Origin of the sequence: Blautia sp. LMAG:36 (assembly GCF_008680535.1) — a bacterium.
GTDB classification, from domain to species: Bacteria; Bacillota; Clostridia; order Lachnospirales; family Lachnospiraceae; genus Blautia_A; species Blautia_A fusiformis.
The window spans coordinates 54,661-73,659 of the sequence record NZ_NALB01000006.1 but is presented as its reverse complement, the minus strand read 5'-3'; the positions used below and the strand labels follow the sequence as shown (position 1 = coordinate 73,659).

Genomic DNA, 18,999 nt, shown 5'->3' with positions numbered 1-18,999 from the left:
AAAACATAAATGAAATTTCCACCCAACATCAAAATCCCCGACTCACTCAAAGGAGTCTTCAAAAAAAGCTCCACCCCGGATCCCCTCAGAGAAACCCGGCGCAACCCCAAGGACAACATCCCCCTGAACTTCCGCGAACGCAGCAATGCCCGCGTAAGTCTTATGGCATCCGTCATCGTCCTTGCGATCCTGGTCCTCTTCTTCAATCAGCTGGACTACCGCCTCATCCGCAAACCAGCTATAGACGCCCAGAAAAAAGCCGCGGCAGTCAAAGCCAAGGCCGATCAGGAAGCAGCCAACACCACTGCCGAAACTACCACTGCCTCCGTCATCGCAGTAGGCGACAACCTCTATCACCAGAGTCTCATCGACGCAGGCGCATCCTCTGACGGCAACTGGAACTACGACAAGATCTACACCCACATCCAGGACGCCATCAAGGACGCAGACATCAAAATGATTGATCAGGAAACCGTCTTCACAACCGACCATGACAGCGTAAGCTCCTACCCATCCTTTGCAACACCCACAGAAGTAGGAGACGCCATTATAAAAGCAGGATTCAATGTAGTAGAATCCGCCAACAACCACATCGATGACTTCGGAGAAGGCTTCCTCACAGACACACTGAACTTCTGGAAAACCAAATATCCGGATGTCACACTTCTGGGGATCCATGACTCCCAGGAAGATGCCGACACCGTCAAGATCCGTGAAGTAAACGGTATCAAGATCGCATTTCTGGATTACACCTACGGCACAAACGTAGGCGGCATTGAAGGAAAAGACTACATGATCGACATGATCCGCAAAGACAAGATCACAGCCATGATCCAGAAAGCAAAACAGCAGGCCGACTGCATCATCTTTGTAGCACACTGGGGTACCGAAGACGAAACCATGCCAAACGAATACGAAAAACAGTGGGCAGCCTACCTTATGGAGCAGGGCGTAAATGTCATCATCGGCGGACATCCACATGTACTTCAGCCATATGGCCGCCTTACTGATGACAAAGGCAATGAAACTGTAGTCTTCTACTCTCTGGGAAATTTCGTATCCACCCAGCAGAAGCTGGAAGAACTTCTCGGCGGAATGGCAAAATTCACCATTCAGAAAACCGTACAGGACGGCAAGACCTCAATTGAGATCCTGACCCCTACAGTGGAACCTCTGGTCATGCATTACAACAGCGATGCCGGTGAATTCGGACCATATATGCTTTCCGATTACACAGAAGAACTTGCATCTCAGAACGGTGTACAGTCATACATTGGTTCCGGTGTATTCACTCTTGACAACCTGAAAAAGAAGTTCAACGAGATCATGTCCATGAATGTCACTCCATCCACAGGAACCAACCTCCTGGATGTGACCATTGACACAGACCTGAACATGATCGATGCATCCGGAAATGTCGTAGAAGATACCGACTCTATCACAGCAGAAAAATATTACGCAGATAAAGGCATTGACATCACTTCCGAAGACTTTAACTCTGCTGATAATAACTCAGGCAGCACAGACGACTCCTCGGATGACGGTTCCTACGACGACAGTTACTCTGACGATGGTTCCTACGACGACGGTTCCTACGATGATGGTTCCTACGACGACGGTTCCTACGACGACGGTTCCTACGATGATGGTTCCTACGATGATGGTTCCTACGATGATGGTTCCTACGATGATGGTTCCTACGATGATAGCGAAGAATAGCGATAACTTTTCGTAACCAGTTTATACCCAGATCCATAAAATACCGGAGATCCGGCACCTCTGAAGCCAACACTTCAAAGGTACACAGATCTCCGGTATTTTTATTTTATCTTTTATATTTTCTTTCAAAGATTTCGCTATACAGAATATCAGTATGTAAATATACCAACTCCATAAGCTTCCAACGGATATGCAAAAGAAAATTCCCGGTTGTCACAATTTTTCTTTTCGGCTTTAAATACCTTGCCCTTCGGAAGAAGCCCCTGCTCATCCATGATCAGCTTGTACTGTTTTTTCTTCGGAACGCCTACACGGTAATCCGGACGTGCTACCGGTGTAAAGTTGCATACTATCAGGATATTATTACGTCTTGTAGGAGATTTTCTCACAAAGCTGAAGATACTTCTGTCGCCATCGTTGGCATTGATCCACTCAAATGCAGATGGATCATTATCTGCACCGTAAAGTGCCGGATATTTGCGGTAGATATGCAGAAGATCACTGACATACTGCTGCAGCTTCTGATGATTTTCCTCGCCAAGAAGATACCAGTCAAGCTCTCTGGCCTCACTCCACTCACGCAGCTGTCCGAAATCCTGTCCCATAAACAGAAGCTTCTTACCCGGATGCCCGAACATAAAAGTATATCCGGCCTTCAGGTTCTTGAATTTATCATCCAGCTCTCCTGGCATCTTCTCCAGCATAGAACACTTCAGATGTACTACTTCATCATGAGACAGAACCAGAACATATTTCTCACTGTATGCATAAGTCATAGAAAATGTCATCTTATTATGATTAAATTTACGGAAATATGGATCCAGCTTCATGTATTCCAGGAAGTCGTTCATCCAGCCCATATTCCACTTCAGAGAGAATCCAAGCCCGTCGTCTTCTGCCTTACCTGTTACCATCGGCCATGCGGTAGATTCCTCTGCGATCATGACAGTTCCATGATTTCTTCCGAGAACAACGGTATTCAGATGCTTAAAAAATTCAATAGCCTCCAGATTCTTGTTTCCGCCGTATTTATTGGCGATCCACTCACCGTCTTTCTTACCGTAATCCAGGTAAAGCATGGATGCAACCGCATCTACACGAAGACCATCAACGTGGCATTCCTCTACCCAGTAAAGAGCGTTTGCGATCAGGAAATTCTTCACCTCCGGACGTCCGTAATTGTAGATCTTGGTTCCCCAATCCGGATGCTCACCCTGTCTCGGATCTGCATGCTCATATACAGCAGTTCCGTCAAAGTTAACCAGTCCGTGTGCATCCTTCGGAAAATGTGCCGGTACCCAGTCAAGAATGATACCGATTTTCTGACGGTGAAGATAATCCACCAGATATTTGAAATCCTGCGGTGTTCCGTAGCGGGAAGTCGGTGCGTAATAGCCGGTTACCTGATAGCCCCAGGAACCGTCAAAAGGATGCTCTGCGATACCCATAAGCTCCACATGGGTGTATCCCATTTTTTTGACATACTGTGCAAGCTTCGGCGCCAGTTCTCTGTAGGAATAGAAACCATCCTCATCCTCTGCTGTCTGCGGATGCTTCATCCAGGAACCCGGATGCACCTCATAGATAGACATGGCACTTGTGTCCGGATCAAAGTTCTCGCGATTTTTCATCCAGGTATCATCTTTCCATTTATAGTTGGTGATATCTGTAATACGAGAGGCTGTTCCGGGACGCATTTCAGCGGCATTGGCATATGGATCTGCCTTGTAAAGCTCCTCACCATGTGCACCTGTAATGTAAAATTTATACAGCTGTCCGATCTTCGCTCCCGGTACAAATGTCTCATAAACGCCAATGGGTCCAACTTTTTTCATGGGATTCTTCTTCGTATCCCATTCGTTGAATTCACCTATAACAGAAACCGCCTGTGCATTAGGTGCCCACACTGCAAAATAAACCCCTTTTTTCCGGTTCTGCGTATCTGGATGTGCTCCCAGCTTCCTGTAAATATCATAATTCGTGCCCTGACCAAACAGATACTGGTCAAGCTCCGTAAATTGTAATTTCTTTCCCATTTTCAGGTACCTCCCTTTATAGTTCTGCCACCGTCCATTCCCCAATTTTAAGTGGAATTTTTTATTCTATAATTATACCAATCCCCATATTTTCAGTCAAGGAAAAACCCTCTCCGGCTAATATGTGTCTATTATCCGACAGTGTCAGATAAAGTCAAAAAAGAGACCTGAATGACGCACATTTTGTCATTCAGGTCTCTCCTGTCATTTTTTAATATTCTTCGCTTCCATCGTCATAAGATTCGTCGTAGGAACCATCATCATAGCTTCCATCATCGGAAGATCCATCCGAATAATCACTTTCGTCAGAACCATCGGAATAGTCCCCTTCATCGGAAGATCCGTCACTGACATCAGATCCGTCAGAAGAATCGCTTCCATCGGAGCCATCCTCAGAGGAATCCTCTGAATCGCTGGAATTTCCTGCATATCCTGCAACACGACCAGCCTGAAGAGAGCTGTCCCAGAAGTCAGAATAGGAAGCACTCTGTAACGTAACATCCTTCGCTTCTGCAAGCTCGCTGACTGTTACAAGCTTATATCCCTGGTCGATCAGTGCCGGGATCAGCTTCTCTGTGGCACACTTCACAGATGGTTCATGAATATCATGCATCAGGATGATAGAACCGTCTCCCAGTGAGGAATCATTCATAATCTGGTTATAATCTGCATCCGCATCCATCAGCTTCCAGTCCAGAGAATCCGTAGACCACATGAAGAAAGGCTTGCCAACTGCACTCATCTGCTCATCTGTGATCGCGCCATACGGTGCACGACATACCGTTGATGCCTGCCCACAGGCTTTTACCAGTGCATCATCCGTCTTCTGGAACTCCTGCATAACAGAATCCAGATCCATATTCGGCAGTGTCTGTTCCGGATGATCCCAGGTATGGTTACCGATCTCGCAGCCAAGCTTTACCATTCGCTGTATGGTAGATTCACGGCCCTCCACATTCTGTCCCAGCATAAAGAACGTAACATGGATATTGTATTTCTCAACAGTATCAAGAAGTGTCTCTGTATACTCTCCAGGACCATCATCAAAGGTCAGAGCGATCATCGGGCGCTTCTTGGAAGGATCATAAGAGCCATCCTCATTAAAATAATAGTCCTTCACACCTTTCTCCACCCATCCGGTCTGCATGTATCCCTTTTTATCAAAGCTGTATGTTGTTCCGTCAATATCCGCAAAACCATTTACATAATATGTACCATCTGGATTCTGATACCACTTTCCTGTAGAATCCTCATGCCATCCCGGAGTCATAACAGAAAGCCTTTCGCCTGCTGCACTGCCCTTTACCGGCATCACCGTTGCATCCGTACCGGAATCCGCGCTGTCTGTATCCGAAACAGCCGTATCCGTCGATGCCGTACCGTCCTTCGTACTGCTGTCTGTGGAAGCTCCGGCGGTATTTGCCTGGACATTTACTGTCTCCGCATCCTTATTGCTTCCGCCGCCTACATGGTTGACGATGGGAAGAATTACCCCTCGAACAACAAAAACCAGCAGAAGAATCGCCGCAACTACACAGGTTATCCGCTTCATCATCCGCCGCCGTCTTAACTGCTGCTGTTTTCTGCGCATCCTCTCACGCAAAACTCTTTTGTCCATTTTTTACATCCCCGTTTATATACTCATATCTTTCTTTGATATTTAATGTCTGTCTTTAATCATACCGCATTTAACGCTTAAATACAATGGAAATTCCCGAAAGAATCTCTTAATTTGTTACTGTTCACTCCGTTCTCAGTAACACACTTCGCGATGCACATGTAAAAAAAATGGCACCCGGAACACATTCCGGGCACCACACTTTTTTAGCTGCTGATACTGTCAGATCACTCCTGACCCGCTGCATCCGATGTGCTGCTGTCTGCATCCTGATCCGCCTCGCCGTCTTCCGGCACCATATCTGTAGCCTCTGCCGCTTCCAGCTCTTCATCCACGGTACCTTCCGCACTGCTTCCGTCCGAGGAAGGATCATCTCCGTTTACTCCCTGGGTATCACCGGCAGAAACCTTCTCCTCAACCGTTGCATTGTCCAGGATAAAATCTTCCACTCTGAGAAGTCCGATGGATTCATCCACGGCTGCCTGTCCGTATTTATCTACCAGCGCAGCCAGATCCTTCACACTGTATGCTTTGATCAGTTCATCCTGGATACTGAGAGATTTTTTATCTTCAAGTGTCATATTCTCCTTATCCATGATCCCCTGTACGATCAGGTTCTGCTTTACTTTAAACTCCGCATACTGACCGCTCTGCTCCTCAAAATCATCCATGGAGATTCCCTGAGCTTTTACAAAATCCTCCAGCGTCATATCACCCTGTTTTGCATAATTCTCATACAGACTGCGAAACTCTGTCTTGGCTGTATCCAGATCCTCCTGTGGATATTCCTTCACTTCAGATGCTGAAAGCACTGTGTTCCATGCAGTTTCACGCAATGTGTTCTGTGCACTTGTCTTCGCTTCATCCTCCAGTGTAGTACGGATTTCCTTCTTGTAATCATCCACACTCTTGCAGTCTGTATTCTTGGCTACCCAGGTATCGGTAAGCTCAGGTGCACGCTTAAAGCTCTGCAGAGTGACCTTAAATACCACTTCCTGTCCGGCCAGCTCTTCCGAAGAGTATTCCTTCGGGAAAGTCAGATCGAGATCCTTAGTCTCACCTTTTTTCATTCCGATGATCCCGTCCTCAAATCCGTCGATAAACGTTCCGGAGCCTATGGTCAGCTCATAATTATTTGCAGTACCGCCGTCAAAAGCCACTCCGTCCTTGGTTCCCACATAATTAATGGTAACCACATCTCCGTTCTGAACACTGCCTTCCGTTACTTCCTCAGCCTTGTTCTGAAGTTCTTCCTTGATCCTTCCGTCAACCATATCATCGGTTACGGCTTCTACTGTGTTATCAAGAGTCAGCCCCTTATATTCTCCGATGGTCACATATTTGCTCACATCATCCACGGAAACAAGCCTTGTGTCTCCGGAGGCTGCCTCTTCGCTGTCTTTATTGGAATCCGTTTCTTCTGACTCTTTGGAATCTGCAGATCCGGAATCTTCTTTATCTGTTGTATCCTGCGCTTCTGCTGCAGGTTTTTTGTCATCTTTCTGGTCTGTTGATGTGCCACATGCAGTGATCGCCAGTGCCGCACACAGTGCAAGAACCATGAGATATGCTTTTTTCTTCATAACCTACTCCCTTCATCAAGTACTGTCGGTTCGATTATAATCTTTTTTTATACAGATTTGTAAAGTGTGTTTGCTGTCTTACATTTCCGGTACCGGTGTCGGTCTGGAAGAATCCCACACCTCCGATACATCAAACAGGTCACTGAGCATATCCGGATTGTAATACATTCTGTATCCATCCAGATTCCGTCTTCCCTGACGGAAATATTCACTTGTGATCTGCACAAAATACTGACTGGAATCTACATTGCAGAAATAGCGGTAGCCACGGCTTTTGTAATACTCATACTTCTCATTATCCGAGGTGTATCCTTCCCAGTCGCCGATATCCGCACCAAAGGCAAAAATGATCATATCGGTTTTTCCGAGGATGGGTGCCACATATTTTTCCCATTTTTTATTATCGGTCTTCAACTCCGCTGCTGTGGAGCTTGTAGCGTTTCTGTGACCCCAGGTATGGCTTGCAAATTCCCACCCGTCCTTTTTCATGGCCTTCGCCACTTTTTTGGCTGCTTTTACTTCTTTATCATAGTCAAAATCCGGATTGGCCTTGAGAAAAGCCTTCTGGTCATCCTGAAGATTCTTCTTGGTCTTATATGCCCCATCTGTACGGTAGCCCAGAACACCATTATAACCGGTCATTGCCAGAATACCCTTTCTTCCATGATAGGAAAAATCCGGATGTTCTTTGACAAAGGAATCCAGGATCGGCACCACATCGTAATCTCCGGTCACAACTGTACCGTCTGCCTTCTTATACTCGCATTTGATATCTCCGTTGTCGTCGATCACCAGCTTTGTGGCAAATCCGTCTCCGTCCATATAATGATAGTAGCTGACGTCATCCTCTGAAAGAACAAAAGGGATCTTGCCTTCCGGCAGCATGATCTTTCCCCTGCTCATGGTTCCGTCATCATTGATCACAGCCATATCATGAGGACTCACCAGTACGTAACCCTTATCATACATGATCTGGAGCATTTTTTTGAACTCGCTGACTGTGGTCATCATCTGATTATATCCGGCCTCATCGGAATCTCCGTCAAAGGCCAGTGAGGTATTCACGATCAGGGAATGAAAAAATACATGGGTGATATTCTCAAGTGGATATTCCACACAGGCATCTCTTTTTTTCATGTAGGCTGCTGCTGCTTCCTGCATCTTGTCACTGGTAGCAAATTTCCAGTTGTTTTTCAGCACGGAGATCGCGCCGGTGTAATCATATTGCTGTGCCAGTTTTTTGGCTTTTTTGAGAAGTGTTTTTTCGTCTGAGGAAGTACTGTCGGAGCTGTTCTCGACAGCTTCCCTTTTCTGTGTTTCTTTTTCTGCCTTTTTTTCTTCCTTCGGTGTCTCGGTAGCTGCCGGCTGGTCCTCCGGATCCGCTGCTACTTTGGCTTCTTCGGACTGTTCTTCTTCGGCTTCTGCAGCTTCTGCTTCCGCTTCATCAGACTGTGTATCCTCGTCATCCTGTGTCCCGGAGATCATATTGTCCACCTGAACAGTGACCGGATGGTTTCCGCCCACAAGAAGTGACGCCGCAAGCACTGTTGTCAGTACACCTGCAATTTTTTTCTTCATAATAATATATATGCCCCTTTCTAAAAGTCCCCTCGTATCTCCGGATATGACCGTTACATCGGCGGTACCGGTGTCGGTCTTGCCGGATCAAAAACATCTTTTACGTCAAAAAGATCGGATAACAGTTCCGGGTTATAATACATACGGTATCCATCCAGATTCCGTCTTCCCTGACGGAAGTACCGATCCCGGATCTGTACATAATACTGGCTGGAATCCACGTTGCAGTAATAATTATATCCCTGCCCCTTCAGATATTCGAATTTATCCCCGGAATACTCCTGGTCATTGGTAATGTCGGTTCCAAAAGCAAAAATGATAACATCCGTTCCCCCAATCAGCGGATCTACATTTTTCTTGAAACGTTCGGTGTCTGCCTGAAGCTTCTCCAGTGTGACCTGTCCCACATTCTGATGTCCCCAGGTATGGCTCGCAAATTCCCAGCCTTCTGCCTTCATGGCATCGGCAACCTTTTTTGCGGCTGCCCGTTCTTTTTCCAGGCTGAAATCCGGATGTGCATCCAGCCACTGTACTTTATTTTCATCCAGATCTGCCGGACGGGTCTCATAGCTTTCGTCGGTCCGGTATCCCAGGATCCCGTTGTATCCGGTAAGTGCCAGGATTCCTTTTGCACCGCGGTATGAGAAATCCGGATGCTTTTCCACAAAACGGTCGATCAGCGGAACCATGTCGTAATCTCCCACGGAGACACTTCCGTCATCTTCCACATATTCATTGCGGATCTTTCCTTTATCATCCACGATCAGCTTCGTGGCATAGCCGTCACCGTCCATGTAATGATAATAGCATACATCATCCTGTGAGAGGACAAACGGCGTTTTCCCAGGCGGAAGAAGGATCTCTCCCTCTGTGATGTTCCCGTTGTCGTCTGCCTTTGCCATGTCCTTGATGCTTACCATCACATAGCCCTTGTCATACATGGTCTGCGTGATCTTGTTAAACTCATCAATGGTTGTCATGACCTGATTATAATCTGCTTCTTTGTAGTCTCCGTCAAACGCTTTGGATGGATCCTTGATCAGAATATGATAAAAGACATGTGTCACCTTTTCAAGGGGCCATGCCGTACAGGTTGCTTTTATGTCTTCGTATTTTTTTGCAGCTGCCTGCATCTTCTTATCCGAATCATAGGACGGAGCCTTTTTCAGAAGATCGATAGCTTTGTCATAGTTATACTGACTGGCCAGAAGCTCTGCCTCTGCGAGAGTATCTTTGGAAGCGGTCTCTGTATTTTTAGTACCTGCTTCTAAAGCTTTTTCTCCAGAAACAGTCTGTTCTTTCTGTTTGTCAGAAGAAACCATCTTCTCTTTTGAAGCCTTCTCACTTCTGCCCTTCAGTGCACCGACTCCTACTGATGCCCCGACTGCGACGATCATTGCCGCTGTTATGATGGCCAGACGTTTTCTGCGTTCCTTCAGCTGGCGCTTTCTGCGGCGTTTCAATACCTCTTTCCGCCATTCTTCGTACTCAGGAGTCCCCATTTCCGGTCGGGTTCCCCCGGGCTTTTTCTCTTTCATATAATATTTCCTCCATCTCTGGTTTATCCATTACATATGTTAGCTCAAAGATAGTTATGTCCTGTATTCTCTGCAGCATACACAGATGAACTGCATCGTAATCATTATAACTGGTAACTGCTGAAATTTCCACCGTTCCACCTGTCTTTTTCACTTTTTTAATTGCCTTTTTGACGAAACAATGCTAAAATGTTGTTTGCGTAATGTAACCGATTGCGAAACAAATATATATACAGGGGGATTCTCAAATGAGTACAGTTACCATCGTTCTTCTGGTCATCCTCGTTATTCTGATCGCAGCAGTGATCGCACTCTATTTCTTCGGAAAAAAAGCTCAGAAAAAACAGGACGAACAGCAGGCTCAAATCCAGGCTAACAAGCAGACAGTTTCCATGCTGGTCATCGATAAAAAACGGATGCCGCTGAAAGATTCCGGACTTCCACAGATGGTCATCGACCAGACACCTAAGCTTATGCGCCGGTCCAAGCTTCCGATCGTAAAAGCCAAAGTCGGTCCGAAGATCAGTATCCTTATTGCAGATGAAAAAGTTTTTGATCTGATCCCGGTCAAAAAAGAGATCAAAGCTGAAGTCAGCGGTCTTTACATCGTTGGCGTAAAAGGAATCCGTGGTTCTCTCGAAGCACCACAGAAGAAGAAAAAAGGCTTCCTCGCAAGATTCCGTAAATGATCAGAATCCAAAACAGCCCAGCCAGTGGCTTTCCAGTAGATTCTAGTCGACAAATACCTACATTTCATTTTGGAGTGTAGGTATTTTTATGCACACCATTTCTCTTTATATTTTTTAATTCGTTTGTTTTCTGGAATAGGATATTCTACTGGTATGTCAGATTTCAGTGCTTCTTGACGTACTTCTAGGGGTGTTTTGCAGCAATACCTATCCTGTGGACGTTCTTCACTATAAAATCTTATATAATCCTTTATTGCAAATCTTAATGAGGATTCATCAGTTATTTCGTACATCTGATACATTTCTGCTTTGATAATTCCCCAGAAACCTTCTGTTGGTCCATTATCAATACAATGTCCAACCCGAGACATGGATTGTCTCATTTCTTGTTTTACAAGTTTCTTTTTAAACATTTTGCTGGTATACTGGAATCCCCGATCTGAATGAAAAATCGGCTTTGCACAGGGGTTCAACGCAATTGCCTTATCAAAAGTTTTAAATACTAATTTATTATCATTTCTGGCACTAACAGCATATGACACAGGATATCTATCATACAGATCTATAATGGCACTTAAATACAACTTCTTTTTTTTACCTGGCACTTTAAATTCAGTCACATCAGTAGCCCATTTTTGATTGGGTGCAGTTGCGTAAAAATCTCTTTGTAATATATTTTGTGTTGTTTCATCTGCATTGGCATTCCTATATTTTTTCTTCTTTTTTCGTATAACGGAATGGATTCCCAGTTTTTTCATAATTCTGTGAACTCTATTTTTGCTGTACTTTGTTTGATTAAAATGATTGATCCAAGAAGTCATTCTCCGATACCCTAAGATATGACTAAAGCGTTCATCATACTCCTTAATGAGCTCTGCAAGTTTGATGTTTTCCATTTCATCCTCAGGTGTTTCACGGTGTAGCCATTTATAATAAGCAGCTCTTGCGACCTCCAAATGTTTACACATCCATCCAATACTCCAGTTTTTCTCTGTATGAAAATATTCTATCGCAAGATATTTTGATTCATGACGAACCTTACCCAGCCTCACATCCTTTCGAAGTCTTTCACTTTTTTTAACAATTCAACAACCATATCCTTTTCTTCCAGCTGACGCTTTAGTCGTAAGTTTTCACGTCTCAAACGTTCTAATTCATCTACTTCATCATCTGTTTTACGTTGACCGCGTCTGTCAGTTAATCCGGATTCCCCATCACTATCATATTTCTTTACCCAAGAATAGACCTGACCGTAAGAAACATTGAATTTTGTAGCTGTATTCTTATAGTCACGATTATGGTTGATGCAATAATTAACGATTTCTTTTCGTTCCTCAAGTGTTGTTTTTCTTCGTGCCTCTGCCATATAGACCTCCCGTTTTGGATTATAATCCTTGAACTCTCTATTGGCATTATACACCTTAATCCAACTTCGCAAAACAGAACGACTAGATATTGCATATTTAGCGATGATATCGTCAACAGTCCCTTCTCCATTTAGAACTGCTTCTACGCATCGGAGTTTAAACTCCTTTGAATAAGTTCTATTTCTCAGGGAATTCCCCCTGATTGCACCGGCGGCTTTTCTTATGTAGTGTAATTATATATCTTTTATTTTCTGCAGGATCTATAAAACAAAATCCTTGCAGTCTCTTGGCTGTACCTGGATCGCCAGATAGCAGTCTGCCACATGTTCTTCATTCATATCCAGCGCATAATCTGCTTTGATCTGAAGGTTCTCTTCGCTTTCCGTCAGCTCCAGATTCGTAGCTGAGATTCCCATCTGAAGTGTTCCGTAAGGGGTAGTATAATAGGTCATGTTTTTTTTGCCCTGTTCAAATACCATGTGCACATTAACCAGTCCCTTCTTGCTGACCTCCAGACCCTTTCCGGATACTTTTATGTAATTGATGGTGGGTTCTGCTGTTTCATCCAGCAGTTCCTCATATCTGAGATAATGAGAACCATTGCGGAAATAATACTGTCCCGGAACAATGATCTCTATAGGTTCCTGATCCCCCTGTGCATCCATCATCTGAAGCCCTCTTACATGGATCAAAACTTCTTTCTGCATTCTTTTCTCCTATCATTTATGTACAGATCTGTTTAATATTTTTCAATATCGATCTTCTGTGTTTTTTCTACGTTATACGGCAGGATGGAATTGGCAAAATCCTTAAACTTCTCTGCAAGATCACTTACATAAAAGCGATACGGGAATTCCTCCTGTGCTACCTCATTGCTGGCAAGATCCAGTCTGGAGAGCAGCTTTTTAAGCTCCAGCGCCGTCTCATATGCAGGATTCACAAGGCAGACCTCCTCACCCATGATCTTGCGGATGGTAGATCTTAAAAGAGGATAGTGCGTACATCCGAGGATCAGTGTATCGATCTCCTGCTCCTGCAGCTCCTTCAGATATCTTCTGGCAACTTCCTCGGTGACCGGATCATGATACCAGCCCTCTTCTACCAGCGGAACAAACAGCGGGCACGCTTTTCCGATCACGGTGATCTCCGGATCCAGTTCCTTCAGATAAGAGGCATGGATACCGCTTCCTACCGTGCCCACCGTTCCGATAATGCCCACCCGTTTATTTCTGGTTTCCTGGGCAGCAACTTTGGCACCAGCCTCGATCACTCCAAGGATCGGGATATCCAGTTCATCCTTCACCGCATCCAGAGCAAATGCACTGGCTGTATTACAGGCCACCACAATGGCCTTCACCTTCTGTTCCTGCAGAAAATGAATGATCTGGCGGGAATAACGGATCACCGTTTCTCTGGATTTGCTTCCATAGGGAACTCTGGCTGTGTCTCCGAAATATACGATTTTTTCCGATGGGAGATTGCGCATGATCTCCCGGGCTACTGTCAGTCCTCCGATACCGGAATCAAACACACCCACCGGTGCGTTTCTGTCTATATTCATTGATCTTATCTCCTGAAATAATTAATCGAACGTGATTGGTCCGTTGAAATATTGTATCACCAATCTAGGGCTTGCGCAAGCCAGAAGGATATCTTCACCGGCTTATTTTCCCCGTTATCCTCTGCTTTTTCAAAACAGAATTCCGGGTAGATCGTTCCCCACCAGGCATAAAACTGTGGCTGCCGATCACCGGCAGTTCTTCTCTCCCAGGTACTCCCTGCAAGGATCACTGCCATGAGCAGAAGGATTCCTCCTGCTTTTTTTAATACATGCTTCTTCGTTTTTATATGCTCCATGAGCAAGCCCTCCTGTCAAAAATCTTCTGATGATCTTATCCGGGGATATACTGTACGATTTATCGTACTGATCATCATCTGTATTATTAACAGTCCAGCCCCTATCTATTCATTACTGCCGTAATCCACTTCCAGAAGCTCACCTTCCACCCATACCTCCGGAAGCCAGGGCAGCGTTCCATCCTGACAAAACTGATGATATACCTCCCGCAGAGTCACACCCTTCTTCTGCTGCCCGGATGTGCGGTTCTCCTGGATTCCCTGAAGGTATTCCCCTATGGAGCTTTCCCGGGCTCCTTTCCAGTGAAAAACATCTCCCAGCATATCCGTCCGGAACACGTAAACATCCTCTCCGATATGCTCTTCCTGCTTCAGATATCCGATCAGTGCTTCCCGGGATCCCTCTTCCAAGATCTGTTCATCCAGGATCAGCACTTCAAGATGACCCAGATCCAGAAATTTTTCCTGAGACCGGTTGTAGACTGCCTCGATCTCCTGAAAGTCCCGGCCGGAAAGAGTCAGCACAGAAATCGGATCTTCGTCCGGTTTTTCCTGTCCGGTAGCTGTACTCATATCCGGCATTGCATATTTCAGCACAAAGCCATTCTCTGAAACACCGGCCCCCAGTGCCAGCGGATAAGCTCTTTTTTCCGGTTCTACTGCCGCACAGCCTGATGCCGTCAAAGTGATGACCAGGACAAGTCCTGCCACAGTTACTTTTTTCTTCCGTCTTCCCCGGTTTTCCGTACTGAGAAAAAGCTGTATCACAAGCAGAAACGGCACAAAGATGTACCCCAGATACCAGCCATAATACTCCCGGATCCCCATCCCGTTTCTCTCATACAGGGAAAGCAGCCAGCCTGCTGCCGGGATCCAGTACCGACCGGTCCCAAATCCGGTTTTTTCCGCGATCTGATTTCCGTAATGAAACAAACTTCCCAGAGAAAACAAAAGTCCGAATACCAGAAACCCCATCCATATCACATCAAATCTCGCCAGTACGTTTCCCGGAAGATCTGCACCCTCCAGAAGAGGCAGTACCGGACAGATCTCGTTTTTAAGGCGTGCACTACCAAAGACTGCCGGAAGAAGGAGCTGCATTCCAAAAATGATCCCGCAAACTGTAAGAAAAGCCAGGATCACAGGTTTTCTGGCACTTCCCTGTTTTTTTGCATACTCCAGCCCGAAGGGAAGAAGTCCTGCTCCTGAAAAAGCACACAAAAGTGTATACAAATCATGGAGCCATCGCTCTCCTGTAAATCCTGTTTCCGGATCTTTCATCACTTCCATAAAGTACTCTGTTTTTCCCTGCCCTGCACATAAAAGCATCAGAAGAAGGATCCCTGCCAGAAAAATCCTTCCGGACACCTCAGCGATCCGCCCTCTTCTCTGCATTCCGCGATGCGTTCCCAGACTACAGGCTGCAACTGCAAGAAGAGACAGCCATTTTCCGGAAATCCCGCTGATCAGACTTTCCGGGATCACCTCCCCCAGAAGGCCCGAAAGAAATGCCGAACTTGCGATCACATATACCAAAAAGAACAGGCCAATAAATCGTACAGTAAAACTTCCTGGCCTTTTGGAAAGCTCCCCATATGCAGGTGTCAGACGTATCAGCCAGATTACATAAAAAGAGAGCACTACGGCCGCAGCAGCTGTCCCTGCCATGGCACTGATGCCCAACATCGCTCCATTCTTAAACAGGCACAGCAGAAACGGCGCCGGAAACACCAGTATGATCTGCCGAAAAAGCTGTCTGTGGGAAATCCTGTTATTCTCCGCAAATCTCATAACCTTTATCCTTTCCGGCTCCATGGCCTTGTCCGAAGCCTGCGTTTCTGGGCATTTCTGGCATACAGCGGCCGGAATTTCCGCTTCCGGAAGGGCTGTCGCAAAATCCTTCCACCGGTTTCCGCCTCACTGTTCTTCTCTACAAAAGGTACCAGATATGGGATACCGAAGCTTAAAAGTCCTGCCAGATGCGCCATGGTGAGATACAGTCCCAACACGATTCCGAAGATACCTAGAAATCCTCCCAGAAACAGAAAAACGTACTTCAGAAGCCGGAATGCAGAAGCAAATTCCTCATTAGGTATAGCCAGTGATCCCAGTGCTGTCAGTGCCACGATGATCACTACCACCGGGCTGACAAGATTGGCTTCCACCGCAGCCTGTCCGATGATCAGTCCTCCTACGATCCCAATGGCATTTCCAAGAGCTCCCGGGATCCGCACACCAGCCTCCCGTATCAACTCAAAAGACAGTTCCAGGAACACCAGCTCCACTACACTGGAAAATGGAACGCCCTCTCTTGCCTGTGCAAAGGAAAGGATCAGATTCGCCGGAAGGATCTGTGTATGAAACCGGATCACAGCCAGATAAAGTCCGGGGAGCAGCGTTGCCACAGCCATGGCCAGATACCGGAGCACCCGCAGGAAGGATGCCATCTCAAAACGGTTGTACCAGTCTTCACTGCTTTCCATAAAACTGTTGAATGCTCCGGGAACCACCAGTGCCACCGGCGAATTGTCGCAGAGCAGAACTGCTTTTCCATTCAGCAGCTCCTGGGCAGCCCGATCCGGCCGCTCCGTTGTCTGAAACTGAGGAAAGGGAGAATACCAGGCTTCTTCTGTCAGCTGTTCCAGCATCCCGCTGTCCAGGATCCCGTCCACTGCAAAAGATTCCAGGCGCTCTTTCACAGCAGTCAGAAGCTCCTCATGGACCAGATCCTCCACATAAAGAAGCTGTACCACCGTATTGGAGCGTACACCGATGCTGCTCTGCTCCACCTTCAGCCTGGTATCCCGGATCCGCTTTCTCACAAGGGCCGCATTGGTTTTTACACTGTCACAGAACCCCTCCTTGGAGCCTCTGAGGACCTTTTCCGTTTTCACCTCTGATACAGCCAGCCCCGGATATCCTTTACTGGAAATTTTCATTGCTTTGTCGTATCCATCCAGAAAGAAAACTGCATTTCCCGAAAGAATGGCACCAAATACCTCCTCCATGGAAGACAGCTCCTTCACATCTGCAATTCCAAGACTGTTTCGACGGATAAATTCCCGGATCTTTTCCTCCGGGATCTCCCAGAAATGATTGATCATTTTTCCGATAGCAGAATCATCCAGCATCATGTTTGAAACCGCAACCTCAATATAGACCATCAGACAGTCCGCCTTATGTCCCTCACCAAGGCGCATGGGCCTGATCAGGATATCATCGCAGTTTTCACACCGTTTCCGGATATATGATTCATTTTCATGAAGAGATATCGATATCTTCCTTGTTTCCATAAAGCCACCATCCTTTACAGCAAGTTCCCCCACTGCTTATTGCTTTTCGCAATTGAAACAGGGGACTTACTTGATTCGGTTAAAAAAAGAGATGCCCCAATGACATCTCTCTTAATATTCCCGCATATCCGGTTCTTATTCTTTTTTCTCGGCCTCTTTGGCCTCATTCTCCGCGCGGATAGTACGGATGATCGCTTTTCGTTGATTCTCCAGATGATGGAAAGAAATATCCTGCGCCTTTTGCACATCTCCTTCACGGATGGCTTTTACCAGCTCTTCATGCTCACTAACCAGAAGATTTCTTGTCTGCTCCTCCTTCAGATACTCTACACGATAACGATACATCTGCTCACGGAGATTATTCAGGACCTGATTCAGACGCTTATTATCAGAAGCCTGATATATGATCTCGTGGAAAGCCACATCGGTTTCCGCCAGACGGACCAGATTTCCCTCTGCTTTTGTTTTTTCAAATTCCTTGGCTGCCACCCAGAGCCTTCCCAGCTCATCCTCTGTGATCAGCTTGCACGCTTTTTCTATGGCAACATTTTCGAGGGCGATACGCACCTCCAGAACATCGTTCAGATCCTTTTCTGTGATGCTGGCTACCTGTGCACCTCTGCGTGGGATCATCACTACAAGACCTTCCTGCTCCAGCTTGCGCATAGCCTCACGCACCGGTGTTCTGCTCACGCCAAGACGCTCTGCAAGGGCGATCTCCAGAAGTCTTTCGCCCGGCTTCAGCTCTCCCTTCAGGATTGCCTGCCGCAAGGTGTTAAAAACAACATCCCGAAGCGGCAGATATTCATTCATATCCACAGAAAAATCACTTGTCATTTGTAACTCCTCCATCTCTATTGTAAATATCCGTGGCAAATACAGTCTTTGCAAGCCCGCTCTTTCTGAGGCTTCTGGCTGCCGCGGCCATCTTATCCCTGTTATTAAAGATTCCAAACACAGTAGGACCGCTTCCGCTCATCACGGCTTTCAGCGCACCTTTTTCTTCCATAAGGTTCTTGATATTGCCGATCACAGGATACTGTCGGATGATCCCCGGTTCAAATACATTCTCCATTCTGGATGCCATGGCATACAGATCATTATTTCTGATAGCTCCAATGAGTCCATCGATGTCCGGATGTTTTCCGATCCCTTCCAGATTCAGATTCTCATAGGCTGTTTTTGTGGAAACATTGATCCCCGGTTTTCCTATCAGAACATAACATTTCGGAACTTCCGGAAGTCTGGTCAGCTTCTCTCCGATTCCCTCCGCAAGAGCTGTTCCCCGCATGATACAATACGGAACATCTGCTCCGACCTTTACTGCACGTTCCATCAGCTGTTCTTCGGTAAGCCCTAAATGGAACATCCGGTTCACACCCACAAATGCGGCCGCTGCATCGGAGCTGCCTCCTGCCATGCCTGCTGCCACCGGGATAAATTTACGAAGCTTGATGGAAAGTCCCTCTTCAACATCGAACTCCTCCATCAGCATCTGTGCTGCCTTATATACAAGATTTCTCTGATCTGTAGGAATAAACGGAAGATTGGTCGTCAGTACGATCCCCGGCCGTCTGGTCTTTCTGATATCCAGGATATCATACATACGGATGGTCTGCATGATCATGCGTACCTCATGATAACCGTCCTCTCTCTTTCCCAGAACATCAAGTCCGAGATTGATCTTTGCCATTGCTTTTAAACGCATAAGCCCCTCCATT

17 protein-coding genes and 1 pseudogene are annotated in these 18,999 nt (G+C 46.2%); 2 read left to right on the top strand and 16 right to left on the bottom strand.

Annotated features, from left to right (window positions below):
- The first annotated feature begins 162 nt into the window (after window positions 1-162).
- On the top strand, window positions 163-1,719 hold the full coding sequence (locus CCC17_RS07715; protein ID WP_287082851.1) for a CapA family protein: 1,557 nt from the start codon (window positions 163-165) through the stop codon (window positions 1,717-1,719).
- A 149-nt stretch (window positions 1,720-1,868) separates the two neighbouring features.
- Here the strand turns inward: CCC17_RS07715 and glgB are convergent, their stop codons facing one another.
- The 6 genes from glgB to CCC17_RS07685 form a co-directional block, all read right to left on the bottom strand.
- Window positions 1,869-3,755, bottom strand: coding sequence for a 1,4-alpha-glucan branching protein GlgB (gene glgB, locus CCC17_RS07710; protein ID WP_287082850.1), 1,887 nt, complete (start codon window positions 3,753-3,755; stop codon window positions 1,869-1,871).
- A gap of 211 nt (window positions 3,756-3,966) precedes the next feature.
- Window positions 3,967-5,373 carry a polysaccharide deacetylase family protein gene (locus tag CCC17_RS07705; protein ID WP_287082849.1) on the bottom strand — a complete coding sequence of 469 codons (1,407 nt, stop codon included), beginning with the start codon at window positions 5,371-5,373 and terminating at the stop codon, window positions 3,967-3,969.
- A 227-nt stretch (window positions 5,374-5,600) separates the two neighbouring features.
- A complete protein-coding gene (gene tig, locus CCC17_RS07700; RefSeq protein WP_278655177.1) occupies window positions 5,601-6,956 on the bottom strand; it encodes a trigger factor in 1,356 nt (451 codons plus the stop codon).
- A gap of 78 nt (window positions 6,957-7,034) precedes the next feature.
- A complete protein-coding gene (locus tag CCC17_RS07695; RefSeq protein ID WP_287082848.1) occupies window positions 7,035-8,534 on the bottom strand; it encodes a polysaccharide deacetylase family protein in 1,500 nt (499 codons plus the stop codon).
- A 53-nt stretch (window positions 8,535-8,587) separates the two neighbouring features.
- A complete protein-coding gene (locus CCC17_RS07690; protein ID WP_330383021.1) occupies window positions 8,588-10,072 on the bottom strand; it encodes a polysaccharide deacetylase family protein in 1,485 nt (494 codons plus the stop codon).
- A complete protein-coding gene (locus CCC17_RS07685; protein ID WP_021653069.1) occupies window positions 10,023-10,226 on the bottom strand; it encodes a hypothetical protein in 204 nt (67 codons plus the stop codon). The genes CCC17_RS07690 and CCC17_RS07685 overlap by 50 nt, the downstream gene beginning before the upstream one ends.
- A gap of 94 nt (window positions 10,227-10,320) precedes the next feature.
- On the opposite strand from CCC17_RS07685, the gene CCC17_RS07680 reads away from it, so the two are divergent.
- On the top strand, window positions 10,321-10,761 hold the full coding sequence (locus CCC17_RS07680; protein WP_059086292.1) for a type IV pilin: 441 nt from the start codon (window positions 10,321-10,323) through the stop codon (window positions 10,759-10,761).
- An 86-nt stretch (window positions 10,762-10,847) separates the two neighbouring features.
- On the opposite strand, the gene CCC17_RS07675 is transcribed toward CCC17_RS07680, so the two are convergent.
- The 10 genes and pseudogenes from CCC17_RS07675 to ispE all read right to left on the bottom strand — a co-directional run bounded on the left by CCC17_RS07675 (window position 10,848) and on the right by ispE (window position 18,986).
- The gene (locus CCC17_RS07675; RefSeq protein WP_173717587.1) at window positions 10,848-11,813 is read right to left on the bottom strand and encodes an IS3 family transposase; all 966 of its coding nucleotides are present in this window, start codon (window positions 11,811-11,813) and stop codon (window positions 10,848-10,850) included.
- Complete coding sequence (locus tag CCC17_RS14835; RefSeq protein ID WP_330577302.1) at window positions 11,810-12,127, bottom strand: helix-turn-helix domain-containing protein; 318 nt, start codon at window positions 12,125-12,127, stop codon at window positions 11,810-11,812. Before CCC17_RS14835 ends, CCC17_RS07675 begins: the two co-directional genes overlap by 4 nt.
- A 45-nt stretch (window positions 12,128-12,172) precedes the next feature.
- A pseudogene (locus CCC17_RS15055) lies at window positions 12,173-12,316 on the bottom strand (transposase); the annotation flags it as partial.
- A 72-nt stretch (window positions 12,317-12,388) separates the two neighbouring features.
- The gene (locus tag CCC17_RS07665) at window positions 12,389-12,835 is read right to left on the bottom strand and encodes a DUF1934 domain-containing protein (protein WP_021653071.1); all 447 of its coding nucleotides are present in this window, start codon (window positions 12,833-12,835) and stop codon (window positions 12,389-12,391) included.
- A gap of 32 nt (window positions 12,836-12,867) precedes the next feature.
- A complete protein-coding gene (gene murI, locus CCC17_RS07660; protein WP_021653072.1) occupies window positions 12,868-13,689 on the bottom strand; it encodes a glutamate racemase in 822 nt (273 codons plus the stop codon).
- Window positions 13,690-13,745: 56 nt separating this feature from the next.
- The gene (locus tag CCC17_RS07655) at window positions 13,746-13,985 is read right to left on the bottom strand and encodes a hypothetical protein (RefSeq protein ID WP_118515840.1); all 240 of its coding nucleotides are present in this window, start codon (window positions 13,983-13,985) and stop codon (window positions 13,746-13,748) included.
- Between the two features lie 105 nt (window positions 13,986-14,090).
- Window positions 14,091-15,776, bottom strand: a complete 1,686-nt coding sequence (locus CCC17_RS07650; protein WP_287082847.1) for a GerAB/ArcD/ProY family transporter — start codon at window positions 15,774-15,776, stop codon at window positions 14,091-14,093.
- A 5-nt stretch (window positions 15,777-15,781) separates the two neighbouring features.
- Window positions 15,782-17,278 (bottom strand): spore germination protein, encoded by a 1,497-nt coding sequence (locus CCC17_RS07645; protein ID WP_287082846.1) that lies wholly within the window; start codon window positions 17,276-17,278, stop codon window positions 15,782-15,784.
- Window positions 17,279-17,413: 135 nt separating this feature from the next.
- Window positions 17,414-18,115, bottom strand: coding sequence for a GntR family transcriptional regulator (locus CCC17_RS07640; RefSeq protein ID WP_022427303.1), 702 nt, complete (start codon window positions 18,113-18,115; stop codon window positions 17,414-17,416).
- Entirely contained in the window at window positions 18,105-18,986 is an 882-nt protein-coding gene (gene ispE / locus CCC17_RS07635) for a 4-(cytidine 5'-diphospho)-2-C-methyl-D-erythritol kinase (RefSeq protein WP_110104074.1), read from the bottom strand. Before ispE ends, CCC17_RS07640 begins: the two co-directional genes overlap by 11 nt.
- Between the last annotated feature and the right edge of the window lie 13 nt (window positions 18,987-18,999).